Source organism: Paenibacillus sp. Y280, from assembly GCF_056786335.1.
On the sequence record NZ_JBXCIW010000006.1, the window covers coordinates 115,495 to 136,597 of the forward strand.

Consider the following 21,103-nt stretch of genomic DNA (forward strand, 5'->3'; position numbering starts at 1 on the left):
AAACAATAGAAAGGAGTGGAGATTGAGCTTTTATAAAGACTCGAAAGAAGCAATGCCAGCATCTCATTTATGCTTGCATTTTTTTCGAATCTTTCTTATTAATTCTGATTGAATAAGTACGCGTTTACAGCTAATAAGCAAAAAAAATGGAAAAGAGGTGTTTAGAATGATGCAACGTAAAAGATTGTTAGCATTAGCGTTGAGCCTTTGTTTAACCCTCACCTTATTGCCATCGTTTGGATTAGCGGCTGCCGGGCCTGTGCCAAGTCCGTGGAAAGCACAAAATATAGGGTCTCCGTCATTGGCGGGCAGCGCGACCTTCGATCCCGCAAATGGCAAATTTGCAGTGAGTGGCGCAGGAACAGATATTTGGGGCACCAGCGATCAGTTCAACTTTGTATACCAGCCTTGGACGGGTAATGGAGCCATAGTAGCACTAGTGTCTTCGCAAACGAATACGAATGAATATGCAAAGGCTGGCATTACGTTCCGAGAGTCGCTAAATGCCAATGCCAAGCATGTCGATTTGGTTCTGACTCCGAATCATGGCTTGCGTTTTCAGTACAGAACGGCTACTGGAGGCACGACAAAGGATGTGTCTGCTGCTTCGACCAATCCTTATTGGATTAAGCTGGAACGTACCGGCACTACGATCAAAGGATACGTGTCCAATAATGGACTCAACTGGGGCGACTTAGGAAGTATAACGGTTTCTTTGAGCAACTCCTTGTATGTTGGTTTGGCGGTTTCAAGCCATAAGACAACGGCTTTAAGCCATGCGGTCTTCGAAAATGTTAAGGTCAACAGCAGTGGAGATGTGTATCCGCCAACTGCGCCGACAGGTTTGAAAGTGGACACCAAATCAAACACAAGCGTAAGCATATCCTGGACGGCATCCCTAGACGATGTGGGAGTTACGGGTTATGACTTATATAAAGACGGAGTATTGGCCCAGGCCAATGTGTCCGGAACCTCTTATACATTCAATGGATTAACCGCGGACACAACCTACAGCTTTACCATCAAAGCCAAAGATGCAGCAGGGCAGGTTTCTGAAGCAAGCAGCCCGCTTTCAGTAACAACCTCGACTCAGAATGATACTCAAAGCCCAACTGTACCGACTGGACTTGCTAGTCCGAGTAAAACATCATCGAGCGTCAATTTAACTTGGACTGCATCTACAGACAATGTAGGCGTATACCAATATGACGTATTCAACAATGGGGCATTAGCTGCGACTGTATCCGGCACATCCGCTGCAATCAGTGGATTGAATGCCAACACGACGTACAGCTTTACTGTGAAAGCAAGAGATGTAGCAGGAAACATCTCAGCGGCAAGCAGCGCACTGTCTGTGAAAACCAATACAACTTCATCTGATCCTTATACGACGCAAGTCATCAGCAGCAACCTTCAGGTTCCGTGGGCATTGGATTTCGCATCGGATGGAAGGATCTTCTTTACCGAACGGAACAGCGGCAGAGTTCGTGTAATTATTAACGGCGTAGTACAGTCGACACCGGTCATTACACTCGGTTCTCCTTTCTATTACATGCCTAATAGTGAAGGCGGACTGCTGGGTATTGCACTAGATCCGAACTTTGCTACTAATCACTATATTTATATTTATCATACGTATAAAACCAGTGATAACAAGGTGTTAAACCGTGTCGTTCGACTAAAAGAAAGCAACAATAAAGCAACCGTCGATAAAGTGCTGCTCGACAAACTTCCTGGCGCTGTCTATCATAACGGCGGTCGGATCAAAGTAGGACCAGACGGCAAGCTGTATTTTGGAAACGGAAATTACGGTCATGCAGAAGAGACGCTTAGCTATCTTGGAGGAAAAATCTTCCGTATTAATCTTGACGGTACAATCCCAAGCGACAACCCGTTTGGTCCGAATTCACCGATTTACAGCCGTGGACACCGCAATCCGCAAGGATTAGCGTGGCAGCCGGGAACTAACCGCTTATTCCAATCAGAGCATGGCGAATCGTCCACAGATGAAATCAACTTAGTTACGCCGGGAGCCAATTATGGCTGGCCGAAATATAGCGGATCGAACCATAATGCCTCGGGAATCACAGCTCCGCTTATTTATGCGCAAGGTACGACATGGGCACCATCGGGCATTACTTTTGTAACGCAAGGTCCATGGAAAGGTGATTTGCTGGTTGCCAACTTGAAGGGCCAACAAATCATTAAAATGCGTGTCGTTGAGAAAAATGGCAAGCCAACGATCAGCAGCAGCGATTTGACTTATTTGTACAAAAACCAATATGGCCGCATCCGTGATGTCGTGGAAGCGCCAGATGGCTCCATCTACTTTGTTACCAGCAACAACGGCGATAAAAATGGAAACGGCACACCGGACAAAATCGTTCGTCTGGTGCCTAACTTTTAATTGATCGTGAGGGGAGGTGAAGTTATGTGGGTTAAGCCAAGCTACAAAGTAATTGATGTTTGTGCTGAAGTTACTTCTTACGCTTCTCAAAAGTAGAAACTGCGTGCCGGAGAAATCCGGCACTATTCTTTATTGGAGGTAATGAAGATGCTTCTGAAAGTGTTAGGTTCGGCAGCCGGGGGAGGCTTTCCGCAATGGAATTGCGCTTGTACATACTGTCAACGTGCCAGGGAAAGAGATTCGCATGTGAAAGCGAGGACGCATAATTCGCTTGCCCTTAGTTTGGATGGGGAAGGGTGGTATTTAATAAATGCAACTCCAGATGTTCGGGAGCAAATAGAAGCACACTGCACGCTATGGCCTGGACCGGGCTTGCGGGGAACACCCATTTTGGGTGTTTTGCTGACGGATGCGGAGCTTGATCATACTCTTGGCCTATTAAGCTTAAGGGAGAGCTCGGAATTGGACGTGTATGCATCAGCGCCAGTAATGCATGCGCTTACTTATGCGTTTCCTGTTCGGCCAATGCTTGAACCATACGCCAAGCTGAGCTGGCATGAAGTAAAAATGGGCGAGCCCATTTTCCTTTTTGGAGGAAATGTTGTTATTCGTCCATTCCGACTAGGCTGCAAGTCTCCGCGATATGTTGGCACAAGCGGCAGCTTGGAAGCTGAATGGAAGGATCACGATTGGGTAATCGGCTATCGAATTGAGGATGTATTGTCAGGCGGCGTTGCGGTTTATGCGCCTGGCGTGGAGTCGTGGACAGCTGGCTTAGATCGGCAATTGGAAGGTGCGCACAGCATTTTGATAGACGGGACCTTCTGGCATGGTGACGAGCTTCGCAGCATGGGCATCTCTGAGCTTGAAGCCGCGGACATGGGACATATCCCCATAATGGGTCCGAACGGCAGTTTTCAAAAGCTAATTACGCTCCCCGCTTCTCGCAAAATTTATGTCCATATCAACAATACTAACCCGATCCTCGACCGTGCTTCGAGCGAATATCGCAGTCTTCAAGAGCATGACATCGAAGTAGGATACGACGGCTTGGAAATGGAGGTTTAAGATGAAAGAAGCATGGTCAAAGGAAACATTTATTTCGGAACTGAGAAAAGTTGGAGCGGAGCGCTATCACGATAAGCATCCTTTCCATTTACGAATGCATGAAGGAAAGCTTAGTCCCGCTGAGCTGCGGGCATGGGTAGCGAACCGATTTTATTATCAGAAAAACATTCCAGTTAAGGATGCGATCGTCCTCTCAAAGCTTCCGAGTAAGGAAGATCGACGGATATGGCTCCAGCGAATTATCGATCATGACGGCCGTGAGGGAGAAGAAGGCGGAATTGAAGCTTGGATACGGTTAGGCGAAGCCGTTGATATCTCGAGAGAGGATTTGTTGAATGAGCGATTGGTTCTCCCGTCCGTTCGATTCGCTGTAGATGCCTATGTCAATTTTTGCCGCAACCAGCCTTGGGCTATTGCCGTTGCGTCTTCATTAACAGAGCTATTCGCTCCCATTCTCGTATCGCAGCGTATTGGCGTGTTTGAAGAGTTGTATCCTTGGGTGCGCCCTGAAGGTCTGGAATACTTCAGAGGAAGACTGCATCAGGCACCTCGGGATGCGGATCATGGTTTGGAGATTGTCCTCCGCGAATGTGTTAGTCGTAAAGGACAGGATTCGGCGATAGCCGCGCTTTCCTTTAAGTGCGATGTGCTTTGGTCCATTTTGGATGCGTTAAGCTGGTCCGTTCAACGGGAGGAGGATCGCAATGAACTCTTGGGGGTTGTCTGAACGGCCAAGACTGCGTCCCCCGGCGCGCGTCAAATATGATCAAACGCGCCAAACGGATTTATTGCTTCTTCCTGAGCGGATTATACATCTAAATGGTCCTGCAGGCGATATTCTTCAGCTTGTGGACGGTCAGCGGACCGTCGCTCAAATTGTTGAAGAGCTGCAAATCAAGTATGGCCAAACAAGCCTTCTAGAGGATGTGTCGGAGTTTTTGGCGCATGCGTCAGAGGAGGGGTGGATCGAGCTATGAAGGTAAGCGCGCCATATGCCTTGACTGCAGAAATCACGCATCGCTGTCCGCTGCAATGCGGATACTGCTCGAATCCAATCGAGCTTCAAAAACGCGAGAACGAGCTGCCCACTGAGGATTGGCTAAGGGTATTGGAGGAGGCTAGCGAGCTTGGCGTCGTACAGGTTCACTTTACCGGTGGAGAACCGCTTTTGCGGCCTGACCTGGAGCAGCTTATCCGCCGGGCTCGCGACTTGGGCTTATTTGTAAATCTCATTACAAGCGGCGTAGGACTCACGGAAAAAAGAATGCAAAAGCTCTCAGAGGCGGGAACTGACAGTATTCAGCTAAGCATCCAAGCTTCCACGGCAGAGCTTGCTGATAGGATTGGCGGTTTTAAAGCGCATGAGATCAAGCGGAAAGCGGCTGAAATGATTCGCTCTGCCGGCATGACCTTAAATATGAATGTCGTGCTTCATCGGCATAATTTGCATGTCATTGAAGAGATGATCGAGCTTTGCGCGTCTTGGGGAGCAGAACGGCTTGAGCTAGCCAACACGCAATATTACGGATGGGCTTTAGCCAATCGCAACGAGCTTATGCCTACCAAGCAACAGGTTTATTCGGCTGAAGCCGCCTTTTACCGAGCGAGGGAACGTTTTGGCAAGCAGATGGAGCTGATCTGGGTGCTGCCTGATTATCATGAAAACCTGCCGAAGCCTTGTATGGGCGGATGGGGCAAGCTTTCACTCACAGTTTCCCCAAATGGCTTAGCTTTGCCTTGCACGGCTGCCTCCAGCATTAACACCTTGAAATTCGAGTCAGTCCAAGGTCGAAGCCTCTCTTGGATCTGGGAGGAGTCCGAATCTTTCCAGGCTTACCGTGGATTCGACTGGATGCCCGAGCCTTGCAGAAGCTGCGATCTGCGGTTTCAGGATTTTGGCGGCTGCCGCTGCCAAGCGTTTCTTCTGACAGGCGATGCTGAGCAAACAGATCCTGTATGTGAGAGGTCCCCCAATCATCATCTGATAACAGATATAGTTGCTGCACATGCCTCGGAGTCTGCATTTGTACGGACTGCCGATACCCAGAAATTCCTTATTTCCTACCGTGGATAGTCGAGGAGGAACGCCTTTATGAGGATATTCGATGCTCATTGCGATGTATTAAGCAAGCTGCTGGAGAACGCGGAGCTTGATTTTGTAAATGAGGAGAGCAAGCTGGATGTCACACTGCAAAGAATACGTGAATCCGGCATTGGCGTTCAAAGCTTTGCCATCTACTTATCGGAAAAATGGCCGTCTGAATTTCGGTATGTGCTTGAATGTATCGACTTATTTCATCGACATATTGTCTCAGAGGGACGCATGTCATTTATCCGTTCCAAAGAGGATTTGCAAGAGGTCGCAGCAAGCAATCAAAACGGCGCCTTGCTATCGCTCGAGGGAGTAGATGCGCTCCAAGGCAACCTGACCTACCTGCGTATCTTGTTTGAACTAGGGGTGCGAAGCGTAGGCATAACATGGAACCATTCGAATTGGGCTGCTGACGGGGTGCTGGAACAGAGAGGAAGCGGGTTTACAGCAAAAGGCCGGAGCCTCATCAAAGAATGCAATCGATTGAATATGATTTTGGATGTATCTCATCTATCCGAATCAGGCTTCTGGGAACTTGTCGAGCTTTCCGATAAACCATTTATCGCATCGCATTCAAATGCCAGCAAAGTAAGTCCGAGGCTGCGAAACCTGCGAGATGAGCAAATTACTTCTCTTATTGAGAAAGGGGGTGTAATGGGCATTACGTTTGTGCCTCCTTTTGTTCAAACCGAAGAGCCCGTTTCGATGGATAAACTATTGCTGCATCTGGACCATGTCTGCTCGCTTGGCGGCAGCCGGCATGTAGGTTTTGGTTCGGATTTTGACGGGATGGACAGATGGCTTATCGGATTGGAGCACGCCGGCAAGTATGACAAGCTGATCGATCTGCTGCTTAAGCATTATCGTGAGGAGGATGTTGAACACTTCATTTACAAAAACTGGTACAACTTCTATATCAAGCATTTGCCGAGGGCAAAAAAAGATTTAGAGGATGGACAAAAAGAAAGGTGGGAAGTTTTTGTATAACATTCTTTTTGTAGACGACCCATCGGAAATAAGCAGCTCATTGTATAATGATTTCCCTTGGGAAGAAATTGGATTTCAAATCGCGGGTCAGGTCAGCAATGAGAAGGAAGCACTTCAGTGGATAGAGGAGAAAGGCGACATTGATGTTATTTTCACAGATATCCGTATGCCTGTTCTAAATGGTGTGGATTTGGCCAGGGTGCTGTATGAACGGAAATCGGGAATAAAAGTCATTTTTTATAGCAATTACCGCGATATCGATTATGCTTATTATGCTATGTTATACGGAGTCCGTGAATATTTGATTAAACCTGTCGCTTACGATGCGCTTATAAACGTCATTACGAAAATTCACACTGAACTGGAGGAGGATGGTACAAGGCTTGCCGCAAAAAGATCGCTGAAGGAGGTTGAAGTGAAGTACGCTAAAAAGGGAAATGGAAAGTTAGTTCAAGAGGTTATGACTTATGTGGAGCAGCATTACCAAAATGTTAGCTTGGAGTGCGTGGCCGGCCATCTCTACATGAACGCCAACTATTTAAGCCAATTGTTCAAGCAAAGGACAGGGAAAACATTTTCAGATTTTGTCATCAGTGTAAAAATGGAAAAAGCCGCGTGGCTGCTTCAGGATTTTAGGATCAAAACGTATGAAGTCAGCGAAAAGCTAGGTTATAGCAATGCCAAAAATTTTTCCCGCACATTTAAACAGTTTTATGGCATTACACCAAGCGAATATCGGAATCGCTAAATAAAGAATGAAAAGCCGATTGCTCTTGAATTCATATTGAAGTCCTTGATTTTCAAGGGCTTTTTTTTTTATTCGCTCTACAAAAAAATATTTGTTTATTTATCAAACCTATCTTTCCTATGCAGCGTTATCTCTACATGTAAAGACCATAAAGGAGGAATTATTAATGCTTACACGATTTAAGAAACTGTTTTTGATTACTGCAATGTGTACGACAATCATTGCCGCCCCGCTTGGCTCGGCGTCTGCAGAATCGTCGTCCAGGATCAAGACCGATGCCGATACGGCATTTGAGCTTGGGCTTCTTATTGGAGACGGCAAAGGCGTGGATGCAGCCTATTTGAGTAAAGCGTCAACGCGCCTGCAAGCCGCTATAATCTCGCTCCGACTTAATGGAAAACTGAAGGAAGCTCAAGCTTTTACAGGCAAAACGAATTTCTCTGACGCTTCGAAGGTTGGCAAAGCCAATCAACCCGTTCTTGCTTACCTAAAGAGCAAACCGGAGCTAGGCTGGCAAGGCGCGGGCAACAATCGTTTTGAACCAACAGCAGCGATCAGCTCCCAGCAATTTTACAAGGTGATATTGGAGAACCTCGGTTATAAATCAGGATCAGACTTTACATACCAACAATCGGAAACATTTGCAGCTTCGCATGGCTTGAAAGAGATTGCCGGCAAGTCGTCACTGCTGAATACTCATCTAGCAACATCACTCGTCGAGGCGCTGTCTGCCAATACGAAAAAAGGCAAGCCGTTCTTCGATACGCTGCAAGCGAGCGGAGTCATTGCTTCCGGTGCAGCATTGCCGCAAGGCGAGCGAATTGGTCTTGCGCTAAACGACAAACTCGGCAAGTATTTCACGGATAAAAACGGGCGTGCGCTCTATTTCTTCACAAAGGATGCGGAGAACGTTAATTCCTGTCAAGGAGATTGCTTGAAGAACTGGCCAGTCTATTACGATGCCAATCTTCAAATACCGGCTTGGCTGAATAAAGCTGACTTCGCTGTTATTACTCGCACAGACGGCGCGAAGCAGTTAACTTACAAAAATTGGCCGCTCTATTATTTTGCAAAAGACAGCAAGCCTGGCGATGTAACCGGTGAGGGCGCAGGCGGCGTATGGTTTGCGGCGAAGTCGGATTACGCGATTATGCTTGGCACCTCGAAGTCAGCGGGCAACTATTTGACTGACGATTACGGCAGAGCACTCTATTATTTTGACAAGGATACATCCGGAAAAAGCGTTTGCGAAGGCAATTGCCTAGTCAATTGGCCTGCATATTCAACCTCAAGCGTTAGTGTCCCATCTACGATCAAAGGAAGCGATATTGGAACGATTACCCGTTCGGATGGAAGCAAGCAAGCATCATTTAAAGGGTTCCCGCTCTATTATTTTATTAAAGATAAGGCACATGGTGAATTGAATGGGCAAGGTGTCAATGATGTCTGGTATATCGTAGATCCAGCCAAATTTAATGGAACGACTGCATCGACAACACCAGCTGCACCGGCACCGACTGCTAAGACGTACAACATTGACATTAAGGAGTACTCCTTCGGCAAGGAAGCTCTTACTGTGGAAGCAGGCTCCAAGGTTATCTTCACGAACTACGACGAGATGAAGCATAATGCGGTTGCCTTGGATGGATCCTTCTCGACTCCTTTACTCGCTAAAGGCGAAACCCATACGGTAACTTTTGATAAACCAGGTACTTATAATTACTTCTGCGAGCCGCACAAATCATTCATGACTGGTCAAATCATCGTAAAGTGAGCGTGAAGACATGCGAAAAATAACTTATGGATGTTTTATGCTAATACTGCTGCTCCTCTTCTTATCAGGCTGCGGCAGCTCTCAGGAATCAAACGAGATTTCTGCCCACAATAACACAATGGATATGACGTCTGCTCCAATTGAAGCTGCTGATGAGTATGCAGATGATGGATACGGGGCGGTAAATGAAGCTCCATCCCCTAGCCCAGAGGATACAGCCTCCCCGGCTCAGGAGCCGGTTGAAATGGAAAAGCCGGTAGAAACGGAAAAGCCCGTAGAAACGGAAAAGCCCGTAGAAACGGAAAAGATTGAAGCAACGGAGAAGCCGAAGGAAACGGAAAAGATTGAAGCAACGGAGAAGCCGGCTGCAACGGAAAAAGCGACAGAAACGAAGCCGAAGGCTACAGCGGCTCAGCCTAAGTCTACGCCTAAGACACCGGTCAAAACGGAGGCGCCGATAAAAGAAAAAGAACAGCCTTCTGACGCGGTAACCATTCATACAGTGGAGATTACGAACTTCGCCTTTTCTCCGGAAAAGCTCGAAATTTCACAGGGCGATATCGTTACCTTTATCAATAAGGATGAGGTAAAACATTCTGCAACTGCTGATAGTGGACAATTCGATACGGAATTGCTTGCACAGAATGAAAGCAAGAAGGTTACCTTCTCAGATGCAGGCGAGTTCGGCTACTATTGTATTCCTCATCCAGGCATGAGAGGGTCAATCGTAGTGAAGGAAAAATAATTTATCTTTTATTAAAGATTAGGGGCAGCTGTTTAAGGCTGCTCCTGTTTCTGATAACATAAAGAAAAAAGCCTGTCGTGGAGGCGCTATCAATGCTTAATCTTACCGATCAAGAACTCATGCAGCTTATTAGAAAAGGTAAAAATAAAGCGCTGTCCGTCCTTTATGACCGGTATGGCTCTTTGGTGTATTCCTTTGCCATCAAAGCGGTTCGGGATGAGCCGACCGCAAGAGACATTTCACAAGCGGTATTTATGCGTTTATGGACGACAGAGTCGGAATACGATCCAGACAAGGGGCGTTTTACAAGCTGGCTTCTTACTATTACCCGCAATATAACGATGGATCATATTCGTAAGCAAAGAAGAGAGGCTTCCGTCCTTGTACAAATAACGGATGAGCGCTTTAATGAATTGCCTGATCAACTGGCATTGTCGCCCGAGGAGCATATTGAAAGGCATTCCTTAAGGGAACAAATTCAGCATGCGTGCAAGCATTTATCCATTTCTCAGAAAACGCTCCTTGAGCATTTTTATTGGCAAGGCTATAGCCTGAGAGAGCTGGCACAGCTGTATGATCAGCCTCTCGGAACGGTCAAGAACAGACTTCATCAGACTTTGAAAATATTGCGAAGGCATCTTGTGGCAAAGGGGGAACTTTAAATGAATGACGAAGTTTACAGCAGCGATTGCGATTTCATACTCGATTATTTATCTGGAACTGGCTCTAAAGAGGAAAGGGACGCATTCGAACGTCATTTAACTTATTGTGATTCTTGCAAGCAAGAGCTGGCTGAATTGCAAATTGTATGGGAGGGGCTTCCCATGGATATGGAACGAATTGAACCTCCAGAAGATCTGAAGGAGCAAATTATGGCTGCTGCCAAAGCAGCACCAAGGCGCCATAAATCACGGAATGAAAAAAAACTTTGGAAGCCATTAGTTGCTGTGGCTGCGGCAGCGATTATTTTTGTGGCCGGATCGTTATGGGATAATCCTTTCATTAAAAATCAGGATTCGGGATTCGAGTCCATCGAAAAAGCTTTATTTGCTCCAGCCTCCGAGATTGTAAAGATCACGATGTTAAAGGCGGAATCCGCTGAGAAGGAGCATGCGTATGGCATCGCATGTATTGTGGACAATGGAAAGAGCAAGCAGTTTGTCGTCTATGTGTTCGGAGCCCAAGAAACGAAAAATGAGGAAGCATATCAGGTCTGGCTTCTCCGGGATGGCATTCGATCGAGTGCAGGCACGTTCCGCGTTGATGAGAAAGGTGTGGGACTGCTTGCGATGGGAGTAGAGTCAGAACAATTAACCTACGATAGCATCGGCATAACGCTGGAGCCTGATGAGAAGAGCGTTCAGCCGCGCGGGATGAAAGCTTTCGGAACGGATACCGGTCCCTATTCGGCAAATACATTATAGCTTTCGAATGAAGGAGCTGTCTCAGAGGTTATCGACCTTGAAGGACAGCTTCTTTTTTTAACGCGCTTCCCACGCTGTGTAAGAGGTGCTCCGCCAGCAAAATAGAGTCTAGAAAGTAGACCTATTTTAGTTGATGCCACTTTAAGCTAGCCACAATGTAATGCGGCAGGGGGATATGAATCTATTATTCTATAAAACAATCAAATGACTAGTTACGAATGATAGAATTGCTACATATGTTGTAAGTAGCTTCTAATAGGAGGTATTACGCATATGCCAAAAGAAAAGAAAAATGCAGAAAACAGCGGAAATCGCACAGGCGGCAATCGCACAGGCGGCAACCGCACAGGAGGCAACCGCACAGGAGGCAACCGCACTGGTGGTAACCGCACAGGAGGCAACCGCACTGGTGGTAACCGCACAGGAGGCAACCGCACTGGTGGTAACCGCACAGGAGGCAACCGCACTGGTGGTAACCGCACAGGAGGCAACCGCACTGGAGGCAACCGTACAGGTGGCAACCGTACTGGTGGCAACCGCACTGCTGGTAACCGCACTGGCGGAAACCGTAGTGGCAACAAATCGGGAGGAAGAGGTCCCGGTCCTCGCCAATTAAATCATGCAGATGATGCAAAAAAAGCAGAATAGCCACACGAAAAAAAGCAACTCATTCCTCTTCGGAGGCAAGAGCTGCTTTTTCTTTGAATTACACGCCGAGCTAGCCTGCTTATCCCTTGCCCTTGCGGGTCAAATCAGCCAAATCATCCCATTGCTTGCTCGTCAACTCGGATAAGCTGTTGAATTGGCCTGCACCTTGCAGCCATTCGCCGCCGTCAATCGTTACGACTTCACCGTTCATATAAGCTGCATAATCAGAAATGAGATACGCTGCCAGATTAGCAAGCTCCTCTTTATTACCTACCCTCTTAAAGGGAACGCGGCCGATCATTTTCTCCTCAAGCTCGGGAGTCGGAGCAAGGCGTGACCATGCGCCTTCTGTTGGGAATGGCCCTGGCGCAATAGCAATCTGGCGGATTCCGTAAGGCGCCCATTCCACGGCGAGCGATCTCGTAAGCGCCAGTACGCCAGCTTTTGCCGCCGCAGAGGGTACGACATAGCCTGAGCCTGTACTGGCATAGGTGGTAACGATGTTCAGCATAGTGCCGCCGATTCCTTGCTCAATCCAACGCTTCCCAACCTCAAGTGTCGTATAGAAGGTGCCATGCAGTACGATATTCAAGACAGTGTCTACCGCTCTTGGCGAGAGCCGTTCTGTAGGACTGATGAAATTGCCTGCAGCATTGTTAACGAGTACATCGATGTGTCCAAAATGGTTCTCAACGGCCGTAATCAGCTCACTCACTTGAGCGGGGTCACGGACATCACAGCTCTTGTAATAAACAGGGCTTGACGCAAGGCTCATTTCTTCTGCCGCCTTTGCGAGCAAGGCTTCGCGGCGACTGGCTATTGCCAGATTGGCGCCAAGCGCAACAAACCTTTCGCCCATAGCACGACCAAGACCCGTCGCTCCGCCAGTAATCAGCACGACCTTTCCTTTCAATAAATCAGTGGAAAAAGGCTCCATATGCATACCTCCCCTTAAATCAGCATCGCTTCGTTCGTTTAATCATATCAGCGATAGCTTAAGGTTATGTCCATATGTTCGAGGCGCGTTTTCAATTTCTTATTATTATTTTGACAATCGCTTGATAATTAACGAGTAACATTCAAAGTGGATTGAAAATAGAGTTCTCATGGAGGGTATATCTAAATGAAGAAGTCAATGAAGGGTTTACTGGCTACAGGACTATCGCTTGCTGTTATTTCCACCAGCTCGCTCCTTATGGCAGCTGATACGGCAAAAACACAAGTGAAGAAATCGGAATCCAAAAACGTTATCGTTTTGATCGGCGATGGCATGGGTCCTGCACAGGTTTCTGCAGCTAGACTATATTCGAAATCTGTTCTGGGTAAACCGCATCTTACATTGGATTCCTACTATGTTGGACAAGCAACTACATATGCGGATAAAGGCGAGGATGGAGATAAAATCGTATCCGGTGCCATTACGGATTCCGCTTCGGCTGGTACAGCATTCGCAACGGGCAATAAAACGTATAATGCTGCAATCAGCGTATCGAATGCAGATGTTTCCAAGCCATATGCTTCTGTAATCGAAGCGGCTGAAATGAACGGCAAAGCAACGGGTCTTGTCACGACAGCTCGTATTACCCATGCTACGCCTGCGGTTTATGCATCGCATGTTCGCAGCAGAGATAACGAGAGCGCGATTGCATCGCAATATTTGGATAGCGGCGTAGACGTACTCTTCGGCGGCGGCGAGCAGTTTTTCCTTAGCAAGGATGAAAAGGGAAAACGCTCTGACAAGAGCATCATTAAAGACTTCACGGCTAAAGGCTATAAAGTAGTAAAAGACAACAAATCACTTAATGCTTTGACTGCAAAAAATCAAAAAGCAATCGGACTATTTGGTTCTTCACACGTCGCTTATGTACCGGATCGTAAAGAAAGCACGCCAAACCTAGCGAATATGACGAAAAAAGCGCTGGAAATTTTGTCGGCGGATAAAGACGGCTTTGCCATTATGATCGAAGGCGGCCGTATCGATCATGCCAGCCATGCAAACGACTTTCCAACGACGGTCCAGGAAGTGCTGGATTTCGATGCAGCTGTGAAGGTTGCTGTAGAATTTGCAAAGAAGAACGGCAACACTTCGGTTGTCGTTACGGCTGACCATGAGACGGGCGGACTTTCCCTCTCCCGCGATAACATCTACGAGTTGAACATTGAATTGTGGAACAAGCAAAAGCACTCATCCGAGTTCTTGATCAATAGTTTGAAAGAAGCAAAAACGATTGAAGACATCAAAAAAATCGTTACGGATAACACTTGGATCTCGGATCTGTCCGATGAGGAAGCACAGCTGATTTTGGATGGCGATGGCTCTTCTTATGCAAGAGAGGGCGGCTACAACGCGGTCATCTCGAAGCGCGTTCTAGTTGGCTGGTCCGGTCATGGTCACTCCGGCGTTGATGTTGGCGTTTGGGCTTACGGCCCGATTGCTAGCCAAGTAAAAGGCCAAATCGACAATACGCAAATCGCTCTAGCTTCAGCAAAAGTAATCGGCGTAGATTTAAACAAAGCAACTGCAGCACTGCAATCGAAGCATCTGTATCCGAAGTTCAAAGTTAACCGCGATGGCGTAGTTTTGTATCCTGCAGAAGCGTTGGCGAAGGCGCTTGGCGGAGCTTATAAATCCGGTGCAGCAGCAAGCACGTTGACTAAAGGCAAAAATTCAGTTGAAATCAATAAAACCGGCTTGACTGTAAAAGTAAATGGCAAAGCAGCTTCTTACAAAGCTGATCTGGATAACGGCAAGTTTTATCTTCCTCTTGAAGCTTTCAATAGCTTGACAGGTACTAAACTGACTTGGGATAGCTTGTCCGAGCGCATCGTTCTGAAGTAGTAAACAATCAGTGATATTAACGAGAACAGGGGAACCCGCTTCCCCTGTTTTTACGTTGGGAGTGAGATGAATGATTACCATTCAGCAGCTGGCTAAAGGATTTTCGATAAATGGTGAAACGATTGCTATTCTCGATATTCCACTCTGGCAGGTCGAACAGGGCAGCAAAATTGCGATTATCGGGCCAAGCGGGTCCGGCAAAAGCACGCTGCTTCATATGATTGGCGGCCTATTGAAGGCTGAAACGGGTCAAATTCTTGTGAACGGAATGAAGCTTCATGAGCTTACGGAATCACAGCGTGATCAATTTCGAGCGCAGCATATCGGTTATATTCTTCAAGACTTTCATCTTATTCCTTCCCTTACTGCCAGGCAAAACATTGAAATAGTCATGAATCCGTCAATGAGCCGCAAAGAAAGAGCAGCCGAAATGGATTATTGGTTTGATCAGGTTGGATTAAAGGACAGAATGTTGCACCGGCCTTCTCAATTATCTAGAGGGCAGCAGCAAAGAGTTGCCATCATTCGCGCTCTCATTAATCGACCTTCCATTTTGCTCGCGGATGAGCCAACCGGCAGTCTGGACTGGGAAACGGCAGGTGAAATCACCGATATTTTGTTAAGCGACGCGGTTTCCAAGCAAACAACTTTGTTAACCGTTACCCATGATCTGAATCTGGCAGAACGATTCCCGATTCGGCTTCATATTCAGGAGATTAATAAAGCGTTCAAGAGCAATCCAAATGAAAAGCATCCGATTCAAAAGGAGAGAGCCGTATGACACAATGGACTCTCATTTTTAAAAACCTGGCTCATCGGAAATTTCTTTCCCTATTGACGGTTATATCCGTTACAGTAACGGTTGCATTGCTAGTGTTCCTTATTCTGTGCCAGGTTAGCGTGAACGAAGGCGCGAAAAGAGGATACGGACCTTTTGAGCTCGTCATCGGAGCCGATGGGAGCGATTCGCAATTAGTCCTTAACACGTTTTATCACGTTGGCGCGCCAACAGGCAATATACCGCTTGATGTGCTTAACCAAGTCAAAGAGAATGAGCAAGTTATGAACGCTTATGGCATGACAACAGGCGATAATTACAATGGTTTCCCCATTGTTGGCATAGAAGTCGAATATTTTTTAACGCGCTACGGCGATCAAAAGCTTGCTTCAGGTCACATGTACCAAAAGCTCGGAGATGTAGTCGTTGGCTCGCATGTTGCCAAGTCGCTTAATCTTCATGTCGGAGATACCTTTAAGGGCGGCCATGGTGTAATAGAAGAAGCGGGTCATTCCTTTGAAGAGGAAGAAGAAGATCATGATGCTCATGAGACGTTTATGTACCAGGTTTCAGGCATATTGCCTTTCTTAAACACTCCTGACGACGGTGCGGTATTTACTACGATGGATTATGCATGGGCTGTCCATGAGGAAGAGCATGGAGGCACAGAGGTGACCGCCATTCTGATCAAGCCGAAATCCATTGGCGGCGTACCGTTAATTAAACAACAATTTGAAGCAATCAATAATGTTCAAGCTGCGTATACAAGCAAAGCAGTAGCGGATGTGCTGGATGTGGTAGACAAGGGTACGGAGATGATAGGTCTAGTTACCGTGCTTTGCGTTATTTTAGCTTCGATATCGATCTTGCTCTCTTTAACCGCTGCAGCAAATGAACGGCAGAAAGATGTTGGTTTGCTTCGGATTATCGGCAAGTCCAAACGATTTATTTTTATGACCTTTATTGGTGAGGGATTTGTTTTGGTCAGTCTAGGCTTGCTTCTTGGATTATTGGCGGGTCATTTATCCGGCTTAATATTTAAAGACATCTTGTTCGAATATACAGGAATTCAAATCAATGCGTTAGTGTTAAGCGGGCAGCATGTGCTGCTTGTTGTTGGAACTCTATTATTTGGGCTATTGGCTATGCTCATACCATCCTTCAAAATGTACCGGATAGATCCTATGCAATTATTCAGAGCTTAGAGGTGATTATATGAATAAGCGTCTCGCTGTTACATTATTAACGCTCGCGCTGCTATCTGGCTGCGGCAATGCTCCTAAGCAGCAAGAAGAAGCAGGATCATTCGCTGTGAACAGCGCAGCAGCCTCGCAGCTTGAATCGGGTGAACCAGGCAATTTCTCCGATGCAGCAAGTACAAATGAAAGTGAGAACGAACAATCGGTTGTGTCTATTGAAGCAACAAATCCTCAATCGGATACGGTAGTCTCAGAAAAATCACAAGCAGCTGCATTGCCTCTTGAAGAAACGAAAAAGGCAGCTGTCAACGCTGAGAAAAAACAGCCGACTGAAACGAAGGAGCCAATCCAACAACAAAAAAAGCAGGGATTGACTGACAAGACGCCCGTAAAAGCTCCAATTGAAGCTTCCAAGGACGCGTCTAAGGAAGCATCTAAGGAAGCATCTAAGGAAACGACCAAAGAAGCAACCAAAGAAGCAGCCAAGGAAGCGACTGATGCAGCAGCTAATGAATCATCAAAAGATGATAAAAAGGCTTCTCATGATGTGAAGAATGCAGGTACAAGCGAGATTTCGTGGTCCAAGTTTTTCGACAATGAGGACCAGACAACCCCTTCTGATCAATTCTGGGATCTTAGCGGCAGCAATGTGGAGATCAACGGATATATGGGCGAGGTATTATCGTTTGAAAAAAACTGGTTTCTATTGATCCCAAAGCCAGGCGCAGAATGCCCATTTGATAATGGCGATGAAACGTATTGGAATAAAATTATGATCGTTTTTGTACCTGAGGGCACGAAGCTAAGGCATCATACTGGTCCTCTGAAAATTTCCGGCAGACTGGATGTCGGCATTAAAATTGATGAGTCCGGTTATAAAACGATGTTCCGGCTTTACGATGCTTCCTTTGAAGAAATCAAAGAGTAATACATCCTATCTATTGATAATAGCTGCTGCAAAAAAAAGGAGATGGCGAGTAGGAGCCTTCTCCTTTTTAGTTGCGAATAGCTTTTCCGAAATAATGTTAACTCTTGATTATTATCGTATCGTTATTTGTGTTCCACTTGACGCTGGCGCCTAGCGCTTCCGTTACGAAGCGGAGAGGGACGATTGTCCTGCTCTGGTAATATCGAGGCGCTTCAGCGATCTCCTTCGGTATTCCGTTAATGGTTGTCTGATATTTATACACCTCTAGCTGTATGCTCGTTTTTCCTTTACTGATCGTTATTTTGCCTGAGTTGTAACTCACCTTAGCGCTCATAGCCTCGAATACGTCGCGCAGCGGAACGAAGGTTGTCCCGTTCATAATAATCGGAGCAGCGCTTAGCGGAATGTAGGCATCATTTAGTTGAATGGAGAAGCTCTTGAACACAGCAGCCGGCTTGACTGCAGATAATGTTTTTGGAGATGCTGTTCCTTGATTAAGGGACCCATATTTAGCCTCGCCCCAAGACCATGCCATTCCTTTGCCATCCAAGGCTAGCCCGCTGTTCGCTGCTCTTGCTTCAATATCTATTATATTGCTCAAGCCCTTTATTTGAATCAATGAGCCGTTTTCCTCGCTATTCCAGATCGATCCATCCTTATGCAAGGCCAAGTTGTAATTTGCACTGTACGGGGCAGCAGATATTTTTGTGAAGCCGCCTTTAGGCTTGACAGCCGGAGGCTCATAGTAGCCGACCGTTCCGTCATTCCGAAGCAATAGAAGGTTTCCCATGTAGTCATTGAACATTTCCGAGACGGCGATTATATTCTTCGTTGCCCAAGGCAATGTATCCTCGCCCATACGCACATTGTTCCAATATCCCCAGCGATTGACGCTCCCGTCTTCTTTGACGATAGATATATTGTTTTGAGAAGCCGCGATAGCTTTAATGTCCTCACGCTTAATCAAGCCGGGGACATAGGCTTTTTCTTCTTGGGGCCGCTCTTCATAGGCGCTGCAATAGTTTTCGTTAAAAGTAAAATCCGATCGAGTCATCGATGCGATGCATGAATTTCCCCAGATCCATGCCTTGTGATCTTTCGTAAGAGCAACATGAAAGGAACGGCCGCTCGCGATGGCAACTACATTTTTTAACCCTTTGACCTGTGCAGGCTCATGGTTTTCGTTAGCTTTTGGCTTATCGATCATGCCATTTCCGAGCTGTCCCCATTCATTTGAGCCCCAGGTCCATACGGTTCCGTCCGCCTTCAGTGCAATGTTGCCAACTTCGGCTGCAATCGCTCCCGCTATTTTAGGACCTCGCTTAGCTTGCTCATTTCCTTCCCATGTCCAGATTGTACCGTCCTTTTGAAGCGCCAAATGCGACTCTAACGACGAATCAATGTCGATAATGCCGGTTAGCACAGAGCCTTTGCTCACAATATCCTGTTCGGCAAATGCCGGATGGATCTGTGTGAAGCACATACAGAGAAACAGAAACGTTAGTCCTGTCCATTTCTTTCGTAGTCTCATCCTGATGGCTCTCCTTCTCATCTGATTATAAGGTATAACTAGTTAGACGCAATGAGAAGCTGAAAAGTTATTTATACCGTTAAAAATAAACAACAGCAGCGGTTTAATGATGTTTCTTTTTCAAAAAATAGTTTATACTAGGCATGTTCACGCATTTATCCGGGTCGTATAAGGGGTCATATGGGCATGGAAATCGTAGAAGCAACCATTTCGTCCATTCAAGCAGCTTTGGAAGCAGGAAAGCTTACGTCTCGTGAGCTGGTCCTGTTTTATTTTGACCGAATCGCATCCCATGATAAAGAAGGCCTAACGATCAATTCGGTGCTTGAGCTTAATCCCGACGCTTTATTTATTGCTACAGCCTTAGATAGTGAACGAGCAGCGCAAGGTCCAAGGGGGCCGCTTCATGGCATTCCGATCCTGCTCAAGGACAATATTAATACAGGTGATTTGATGCATACGAGCGCAGGCTCGCTTGCCCTTGCAAACAGCTACGCGGGGGAGGATGCTTTTATTGTGAAGCAGCTTCGCGAGGCAGGGGCTATTATACTCGGAAAAGCGAATATGACGGAGTTTGCCAACTTTATGACGGACGGAATGCCATCCGGATATAGCTCGCGCGGCGGACAAGTACTAAATCCGTACAATATTTCAACGCCGACCGGCGGGTCGAGTGCGGGCTCTGGCGTCGCGGTTGCTTGCAATTTTTGCATGGCTTCAATCGGCACGGAAACCTCTGGCTCCATATTGAATCCGGGCAATTTAAGCTCGACAATAGGCATTAAGCCGACGGTAGGGCTAGTGAGCCGTTCAGGCATTTTGCCGCTATCGAACAGTCAGGATACGGCTGGTCCAATGGCAAGAACCGTAACCGATGCTGTACATGTTCTAAACGCAATTGTAGCGCATGATGCGAGCGACGCTGCAATGGGGGCGGGCTATTGGCGCAAGCAAAACGATTATAGCGTATTTCTTGATCCGCTTGGTCTCGAGGGCGCTCGGATCGGTATTCCGAGAGACTATTTCTTTGAAGAATTGACGGACGCGCAGCTCGCTATCTTTAACGGAGCAGTGGAGCTGATGAGAAAATGCGGCGCGATTATTGTAGACCCTGCAGATATACGAACCGCTCGTCAAATCAAGTATTCTTCGGTCGTGCTCAACGAGTTCAAAACCTCGCTGAATGCTTACTTGTCCAAGCTGCCCTCCGGCTCCCAAATTCGCACGCTGAAGGACATTATCGCCTTTAATAATGAGCATCCAATCGAGACGCTCAAGTACGGACAGTCGACGCTGCTTTCTGCCGAAACAACGACATCGGGCACGCAGACCGATGTCCCATACCTTCGCGACCGTGCTGCCGATCTCAAATTGTGCAAGGACGAAGGGCTGGATGCTGCGATGAAAGAGCATCAGTTGGATGCACTGCTGTTTCCAGCTGATTTTGGAGCTAGAATTACGTCGCGAGCCGGCTATCCCTCCATCGTTGTTCCAGCGGGCTATACCGCCAAGGGAGTGCCGTTTGGCGTCACTTTTGCCGCGAGAGCGTACGAGGAGCCGATGCTCATCAAGCTTGCTTATGCCTATGAACAGCATAGCAGAGTTCGCAGGCCGCCTTCGTTAAAGAGTTTTATCTAGAAGCTTTATATAATAAAAATCCTCCCGACATTGGCATGCGGGGAGGATTTCTTTCACTATACGGTTATTTTTTCGCTTTGAAATGAACGACCGCGCTATAAAGCATTTTTTCGATTTTAGGATTAAATACGGCATGATGGCTGACGTGGAACACCTCTAGCAGCAACCCTTTATTATTTTCAATTTGCTGATCGATCTTTTGCTCCAGCGTTCTCAAATCATAGGCTTCAAAAAATTCAATCTTGTTTTCAATTAAATCCAACCGAAAGTCCATTCGAGTATCTCCTAAACATAGAT

At 46.8% G+C, this 21,103-nt stretch carries 21 protein-coding genes; 18 read left to right on the forward strand and 3 right to left on the reverse strand.

Annotation, left to right across the window (positions count from 1 at the left end; all coding sequences use genetic code 11):
* Positions 1-166 precede the first annotated feature (166 nt).
* From AC1TPC_RS10020 to AC1TPC_RS10080, 13 genes are all read left to right on the forward strand, one after another.
* On the forward strand, positions 167-2,407 hold the full coding sequence (locus AC1TPC_RS10020; RefSeq protein ID WP_482066717.1) for a PQQ-dependent sugar dehydrogenase: 2,241 nt from the start codon (positions 167-169) through the stop codon (positions 2,405-2,407).
* Positions 2,408-2,431: 24 nt separating this feature from the next.
* Positions 2,432-2,503, forward strand: a complete 72-nt coding sequence (gene pqqA / locus AC1TPC_RS10025; protein ID WP_369688908.1) for a pyrroloquinoline quinone precursor peptide PqqA — start codon at positions 2,432-2,434, stop codon at positions 2,501-2,503.
* A 51-nt stretch (positions 2,504-2,554) separates the two neighbouring features.
* The gene (gene pqqB / locus AC1TPC_RS10030; protein WP_482066718.1) at positions 2,555-3,475 is read left to right on the forward strand and encodes a pyrroloquinoline quinone biosynthesis protein PqqB; all 921 of its coding nucleotides are present in this window, start codon (positions 2,555-2,557) and stop codon (positions 3,473-3,475) included.
* Position 3,476: 1 nt separating this feature from the next.
* A complete protein-coding gene (gene pqqC, locus AC1TPC_RS10035; RefSeq protein WP_482066719.1) occupies positions 3,477-4,202 on the forward strand; it encodes a pyrroloquinoline-quinone synthase PqqC in 726 nt (241 codons plus the stop codon).
* The gene (gene pqqD / locus AC1TPC_RS10040) at positions 4,180-4,452 is read left to right on the forward strand and encodes a pyrroloquinoline quinone biosynthesis peptide chaperone PqqD (protein WP_482066720.1); all 273 of its coding nucleotides are present in this window, start codon (positions 4,180-4,182) and stop codon (positions 4,450-4,452) included. Before pqqC ends, pqqD begins: the two co-directional genes overlap by 23 nt.
* Positions 4,437-5,549: a pyrroloquinoline quinone biosynthesis protein PqqE gene (gene pqqE / locus AC1TPC_RS10045; protein ID WP_482066721.1), complete on the forward strand. Its 1,113-nt coding sequence runs from the start codon at positions 4,437-4,439 to the stop codon at positions 5,547-5,549. The genes pqqD and pqqE overlap by 16 nt, the downstream gene beginning before the upstream one ends.
* Positions 5,550-5,567: 18 nt before the next feature.
* The gene (locus AC1TPC_RS10050; RefSeq protein ID WP_482066722.1) at positions 5,568-6,554 is read left to right on the forward strand and encodes a dipeptidase; all 987 of its coding nucleotides are present in this window, start codon (positions 5,568-5,570) and stop codon (positions 6,552-6,554) included.
* The gene (locus tag AC1TPC_RS10055) at positions 6,547-7,302 is read left to right on the forward strand and encodes a response regulator transcription factor (RefSeq protein ID WP_482066723.1); all 756 of its coding nucleotides are present in this window, start codon (positions 6,547-6,549) and stop codon (positions 7,300-7,302) included. The genes AC1TPC_RS10050 and AC1TPC_RS10055 overlap by 8 nt, the downstream gene beginning before the upstream one ends.
* A 166-nt stretch (positions 7,303-7,468) precedes the next feature.
* The gene (locus tag AC1TPC_RS10060; RefSeq protein WP_482066724.1) at positions 7,469-9,076 is read left to right on the forward strand and encodes a plastocyanin/azurin family copper-binding protein; all 1,608 of its coding nucleotides are present in this window, start codon (positions 7,469-7,471) and stop codon (positions 9,074-9,076) included.
* Between the two features lie 37 nt (positions 9,077-9,113).
* The gene (locus AC1TPC_RS10065; protein ID WP_482066725.1) at positions 9,114-9,821 is read left to right on the forward strand and encodes a cupredoxin domain-containing protein; all 708 of its coding nucleotides are present in this window, start codon (positions 9,114-9,116) and stop codon (positions 9,819-9,821) included.
* A gap of 92 nt (positions 9,822-9,913) precedes the next feature.
* Positions 9,914-10,483, forward strand: coding sequence for an RNA polymerase sigma factor (locus AC1TPC_RS10070; RefSeq protein ID WP_482066726.1), 570 nt, complete (start codon positions 9,914-9,916; stop codon positions 10,481-10,483).
* The gene (locus AC1TPC_RS10075; RefSeq protein ID WP_482066727.1) at positions 10,484-11,245 is read left to right on the forward strand and encodes an anti-sigma factor; all 762 of its coding nucleotides are present in this window, start codon (positions 10,484-10,486) and stop codon (positions 11,243-11,245) included.
* 292 nt (positions 11,246-11,537) lie between these two features.
* Positions 11,538-11,861: a hypothetical protein gene (locus tag AC1TPC_RS10080; RefSeq protein WP_482066728.1), complete on the forward strand. Its 324-nt coding sequence runs from the start codon at positions 11,538-11,540 to the stop codon at positions 11,859-11,861.
* Between the two features lie 111 nt (positions 11,862-11,972).
* Here AC1TPC_RS10080 and AC1TPC_RS10085 read toward each other — a convergent pair whose 3' ends face one another.
* Positions 11,973-12,830 carry an SDR family oxidoreductase gene (locus AC1TPC_RS10085; RefSeq protein WP_482066729.1) on the reverse strand — a complete coding sequence of 286 codons (858 nt, stop codon included), beginning with the start codon at positions 12,828-12,830 and terminating at the stop codon, positions 11,973-11,975.
* A gap of 186 nt (positions 12,831-13,016) precedes the next feature.
* Between AC1TPC_RS10085 and AC1TPC_RS10090 the strand changes: the two genes are divergently transcribed.
* The 4 genes from AC1TPC_RS10090 to AC1TPC_RS10105 all read left to right on the forward strand — a co-directional run bounded on the left by AC1TPC_RS10090 (position 13,017) and on the right by AC1TPC_RS10105 (position 17,637).
* A complete protein-coding gene (locus AC1TPC_RS10090; RefSeq protein WP_482066730.1) occupies positions 13,017-14,732 on the forward strand; it encodes an alkaline phosphatase in 1,716 nt (571 codons plus the stop codon).
* 70 nt (positions 14,733-14,802) lie between these two features.
* The gene (locus tag AC1TPC_RS10095) at positions 14,803-15,513 is read left to right on the forward strand and encodes an ABC transporter ATP-binding protein (RefSeq protein WP_482066731.1); all 711 of its coding nucleotides are present in this window, start codon (positions 14,803-14,805) and stop codon (positions 15,511-15,513) included.
* Entirely contained in the window at positions 15,510-16,715 is a 1,206-nt protein-coding gene (locus AC1TPC_RS10100; protein WP_482066732.1) for an ABC transporter permease, read from the forward strand. Before AC1TPC_RS10095 ends, AC1TPC_RS10100 begins: the two co-directional genes overlap by 4 nt.
* Positions 16,716-16,725: 10 nt before the next feature.
* The gene (locus AC1TPC_RS10105; protein WP_482066733.1) at positions 16,726-17,637 is read left to right on the forward strand and encodes a hypothetical protein; all 912 of its coding nucleotides are present in this window, start codon (positions 16,726-16,728) and stop codon (positions 17,635-17,637) included.
* Between the two features lie 97 nt (positions 17,638-17,734).
* Here the strand turns inward: AC1TPC_RS10105 and AC1TPC_RS10110 are convergent, their stop codons facing one another.
* Entirely contained in the window at positions 17,735-19,168 is a 1,434-nt protein-coding gene (locus tag AC1TPC_RS10110) for a stalk domain-containing protein (RefSeq protein ID WP_482066734.1), read from the reverse strand.
* Between the two features lie 180 nt (positions 19,169-19,348).
* Between AC1TPC_RS10110 and AC1TPC_RS10115 the strand changes: the two genes are divergently transcribed.
* Positions 19,349-20,806 (forward strand): amidase family protein, encoded by a 1,458-nt coding sequence (locus AC1TPC_RS10115; protein ID WP_482066735.1) that lies wholly within the window; start codon positions 19,349-19,351, stop codon positions 20,804-20,806.
* A 64-nt stretch (positions 20,807-20,870) separates the two neighbouring features.
* Here AC1TPC_RS10115 and AC1TPC_RS10120 read toward each other — a convergent pair whose 3' ends face one another.
* On the reverse strand, positions 20,871-21,080 hold the full coding sequence (locus AC1TPC_RS10120; RefSeq protein ID WP_482066736.1) for a YrzA family protein: 210 nt from the start codon (positions 21,078-21,080) through the stop codon (positions 20,871-20,873).
* Positions 21,081-21,103: the final 23 nt, after the last annotated feature.